Annotated in this window: 5 protein-coding genes and 1 pseudogene; 3 read left to right on the top strand and 3 right to left on the bottom strand. The window is 67.2% G+C overall.

Annotated features, from left to right (window positions below):
* Together ADL01_RS05070 and ADL01_RS05075 are read right to left on the bottom strand one after the other, a co-directional pair.
* A pseudogene (locus ADL01_RS05070) lies at positions 1 to 282 on the bottom strand (hypothetical protein); the annotation flags it as partial.
* Positions 283 to 468: 186 nt separating this feature from the next.
* Positions 469 to 909, bottom strand: coding sequence for a MarR family winged helix-turn-helix transcriptional regulator (locus ADL01_RS05075; RefSeq protein ID WP_053740674.1), 441 nt, complete (start codon positions 907 to 909; stop codon positions 469 to 471).
* Positions 910 to 1,012: 103 nt separating this feature from the next.
* Between ADL01_RS05075 and ADL01_RS05080 the strand changes: the two genes are divergently transcribed.
* Complete coding sequence (locus tag ADL01_RS05080) at positions 1,013 to 1,654, top strand: maleylpyruvate isomerase family mycothiol-dependent enzyme (RefSeq protein ID WP_053740675.1); 642 nt, start codon at positions 1,013 to 1,015, stop codon at positions 1,652 to 1,654.
* Between the two features lie 73 nt (positions 1,655 to 1,727).
* Here ADL01_RS05080 and ADL01_RS47160 read toward each other — a convergent pair whose 3' ends face one another.
* Positions 1,728 to 1,850 carry a hypothetical protein gene (locus ADL01_RS47160; RefSeq protein ID WP_267889898.1) on the bottom strand — a complete coding sequence of 41 codons (123 nt, stop codon included), beginning with the start codon at positions 1,848 to 1,850 and terminating at the stop codon, positions 1,728 to 1,730.
* A 226-nt stretch (positions 1,851 to 2,076) separates the two neighbouring features.
* On the opposite strand from ADL01_RS47160, the gene ADL01_RS05085 reads away from it, so the two are divergent.
* Positions 2,077 to 2,910, top strand: a complete 834-nt coding sequence (locus ADL01_RS05085; RefSeq protein ID WP_053740676.1) for an alpha/beta fold hydrolase — start codon at positions 2,077 to 2,079, stop codon at positions 2,908 to 2,910.
* Between the two features lie 200 nt (positions 2,911 to 3,110).
* Positions 3,111 to 3,317 (top strand): IS3 family transposase, encoded by a 207-nt coding sequence (locus tag ADL01_RS47670; RefSeq protein WP_107090809.1) that lies wholly within the window; start codon positions 3,111 to 3,113, stop codon positions 3,315 to 3,317.
* Positions 3,318 to 3,680 lie beyond the last annotated feature (363 nt).

Consider the following 3,680-nt stretch of genomic DNA (forward strand, 5'->3'; position numbering starts at 1 on the left):
GCTGACAGCCGAGAACCCGATCCCCGCCACCGCCCCGGCCCAGCCGACCGGAAGGTCGAGCAGGCCCGCCGTCACGGCGAGCATCACGGCCATGACCAGGTGATAGACGGTGAGGTGAGCGATCAGCGCCCGCCACGACTCAGCCTGCTCCGGGCCGTCCGCGCCGGGCTCAGGTCGGACTTTCGCCGCCGCCCACTTGTCCGTCTGCCGGCAGTGATCCGCCCAGACATGCGAGGCGAAGAGCACCGCGAAGACCGCGGCGAAGGTGGCTGCGTGGATCATGCGCCCGCCACCCCCGTCACGCGCAGGGATGCACTTCGATGCGCGACATTGACCCGGATCAACCGAGACACACGAGTCGCGCTACGGCCAGAGGCCGGACACCCGGACCGCCCCCTGAGCGAGACATCAACGATGCCGTAGCGCGCTACGGCATCTTCGGCCCCGGTTCCGGCCGGCGGTGGGGGCTCAGCGTTCCATATAGGGGTCGGTGATCTCGCGAAGCCGGGCGAGGGTGTCGCAGAGCTGGTCCATGCGGCGCTTGCCGAGGTGGGCGGTCCACTCCGCCTCGATCTCGGCGATGGCCCCGTCGCCGATGGGGCGCAGGGAGCGTGCGCGATCCGTCAGGCGCACCAGGCGGGCGCGGGCGTCGGTGGGATCGGGGGTGCGTTCCACGTATCCGGCGTTTTGGAGCTGGTCGACGAGGTAGCCGGCCGTCTGCTTAGTCACCTGGGCGGCTTCCGCGAGCTCGCTGAGCCTGGAGCCGTCGTCGTTGACGCGCTGCAGGAGCTTCGCCTGTGCCGGTGTGATGTCGTTGTGGCCCGCTGCGGCCACGGCGGCGAAGACTCGATTCTCCAAGGCCCGGTAGGGGATGAAGAGCAGGAGCCCGATGTTGAGGTCTTCGGTCACGCCACTCCTTGACTTGACGATGGTCAGATGTTCTGACTAATTTAGTCAGTGGGGCTGACTTAACTGGTCAGGTCATCGTACCAAAAACGCTGGGAGAGTGGGCATGGAGAAGGCGGCGATGTGGCAGGTCATCGATGACGAACGGGCCGGTCTGGCCGATCTGCTCGCCTCACTGACCGAAGAGCAGTGGACCTGCCCGTCGCTTTGCGAGGGGTGGACCGTGCGCGAAGTGGCAGCCCATCTGAGCAGCGGACCGCGAGCCCGGCTGGTGCCGATCCTGATCGAGGCCGTCCGCGCGCGCGGCAGCTTCAACCGCATGGTCGACAACACCGCCCGGCGGGACGCGGCACGTCCCCCGGTCGAGCTCGTGGCCGCACTCCAGGCGGCATCCGGATCCCGGCGCCTGGCGCCGGGCCAGAAACTCGCCGTCGTCATGATGGATGTCCTCGTCCACGGTCAGGACATCGCCATCCCGCTCGGCATCGATCGCCCGATGCCGCTGGAGGCCGCCCGTTACTCCGCCGAGCACACCTGGAGGATGGGCTTCCCATTCCGCGCCCGCAAGCGGCTGCGCGGCTTCCGCCTCGTGGCCACCGATGTCCCGTGGTCGAGCGGGGAAGGCGCCGAGATCAACGGCCCGATCGCCGACCTGCTGCTCCTTGTTTCCGGCCGCCACGCCGCCCTGTCCCGGCTCACAGGACCGGGAGCCGCCGTCCTCCGTGCCCGCGCTCTGGCCGACCGCTGAAGAGCATGCGGTGGAGCAGAGCCATGGAGAGTCTTCGACGGCAATGATCGTCGCGACGGTGGGGGAGCAGGTGTCAGCCCAGGAGTTCGCTGGTCAGTACGCGTTCCAGCCAGGCGCGGTAGCTCTTGGCCGGCCAGCGGCGGTAACGGCGCAGCAGTTCCGCGAAGTCCTCCAGTCCGCACCGGACTTCAGGCATCACGCACCGGTCAATGACACAGCCCTCGACCGGCCACGCCACCAACGAACGAACCTGACCAGGCCCTGCCTCCAGTGCGCCACGCCTTGAACAGGCGGGAGGGGGGGGGCGTTGACCACATCAATAGTTGATGCATCGTCAACTTGGTCGTACCTCCTCCCGTATGCGCCGTCCCGCACGCGGGAGCCCCCACCGCAGAAATGATCAGCCCGAATAGGAGCCACACATGCTTGAAGGATTCGAAGACCGTTATGCCGACGTGAACGGCACCCGGCTCCACTACGTCATCGGCGGCGAAGGCGAGCCGCTGGTCCTCATGGACGGGTTTCCGCGCACCTGGCACGGCCTCCACAAGATCATGACCCCGTTGGCCGAACACTTCCGCGTCATCGCCGTGGACTACCGCGGCCAGGGAGAGTCGGACAAGCCCGAGGGCGGCTACGACAAGAAGACCATGGCGAAGGACATCTACGAACTGGTCCGCGGCCTGGGCCACGAGCAGGTGAACATTGCCGGTGCTGACATCGGTGCGATGGTCGCCTACAGCTTCGCCGCCAACTATCCGCAGGCCACCAAGAAGCTCGCCCTGTGGGAAGGCGCCCCCTTCTCGCAGGCATTCCAGCACTTCGCCAAGCCGTTCCCCGGGCCCGGTGATCTGAACCTGTGGACATACCCGTTGAGCCAGATCGAGGGACTGCCCGCCAAGCTTCTCGCGGGGCGGTTTCGGCACGTGATCGACTGGTCGGCCGAACACCTCGCGCGCCACCCCGAGCGGATCAGCGAGGAGAGCCGGGCCATCTACGCCCGGGCCTACGACACACCCGAGGCACTGACCGCGGGCTTCGGCGTATTCCACACCTTCCACCAGGATGTGGCCGACAACGACTCGTATCCCCCGCTGGAGATGCCCGTCTTGGCCATCGGCGGCGACTTCATGCGGCCCATGATGGAAGACAAGGCCAACGACATCCGCTACAGCGGCATCGAGGACAGCGGCCACTTCGTCGCGGAGGAGCAGCCGGAGGCCCTGGCAGCCGAACTGGAAAAGTTCTTCGGCTGACTCCCCGCACGGTGAGCGGCTTGAGCCGCAACCTCCCACAGTCGGCAAGGTCGTCACCACCCTCACCGCCTACCTGCTCGACCAGGCGGCCACATCCCAGCAGGCCGGCGACGCCGGGCAAGCTCGTCCTGACCGTCGACTGGGCACGCCCGGCCCACCGCCTCCCCACGACCACCCGCTGCCTTTGCTTCGACAACGCCGTGAGCGAGGCGTTCAACAGCGTGCTGAAGGTCGAGTACGTCCACCGGCATGCCTTCCGCACCCGCACCGAGGCCCGCATCAAGATCGCCACCTGGATCACCGACTTCTACAACGCCAGGCGGCTACACAGCGTGGGCGGGTTCAAGAGCCCGATCGACTACGAACGTGACTACCGAGCCACCCCCGCCGAGGGACTGGCTGCATAGATCGTCTCCACGCTGCGAGGGGATTGACACCCACAAACTCGCCCGCACCCACACCGAGTTCAACCAGCTCAAGGAATTCACCAGTCGGCTTTGTCGGCCCTGGCGGCCAAAGACGACGAGGTCCAGCGGCTCCGCCGCGAGCTGAGTACGTTCAGCCGTATTTCCCTGGCTGCCGTTCCAGGACAGTGGCAGGGGGGCGGCGCCAAAGGGGGCGCCCCCCCCCCCCCCCCGGGGTGTGACACCAAAGGGACCCCCACCCCCCCCCCCCGCCGGTGATGTCACACCAAGGTGATCAGCAGGGCCGAGACCCAAAGACAGAAGACGTGTTGGGCCTGGTCGACGGAGTATCGGCCCTGCGGGTTC

The sequence above is a fragment of the Streptomyces sp. NRRL WC-3618 genome (genome assembly GCF_001280005.1).
GTDB lineage: Bacteria > Actinomycetota > Actinomycetes > Streptomycetales > Streptomycetaceae > Streptomyces.

Bases quoted from the DNA above. Each gene is read 5' to 3' on its own strand.
- ADL01_RS05080 (WP_053740675.1), top strand. From the start codon at position 1,013: ATGGAGAAGGCGGCGATGTGGCAGGTCATCGATGACGAACGGGCCGGT.
- ADL01_RS47160 (WP_267889898.1), bottom strand. From the start codon at position 1,850: ATGCCTGAAGTCCGGTGCGGACTGGAGGACTTCGCGGAACTGCTGCGC.
- ADL01_RS05085 (WP_053740676.1), top strand. From the start codon at position 2,077: ATGCTTGAAGGATTCGAAGACCGTTATGCCGACGTGAACGGCACCCGG.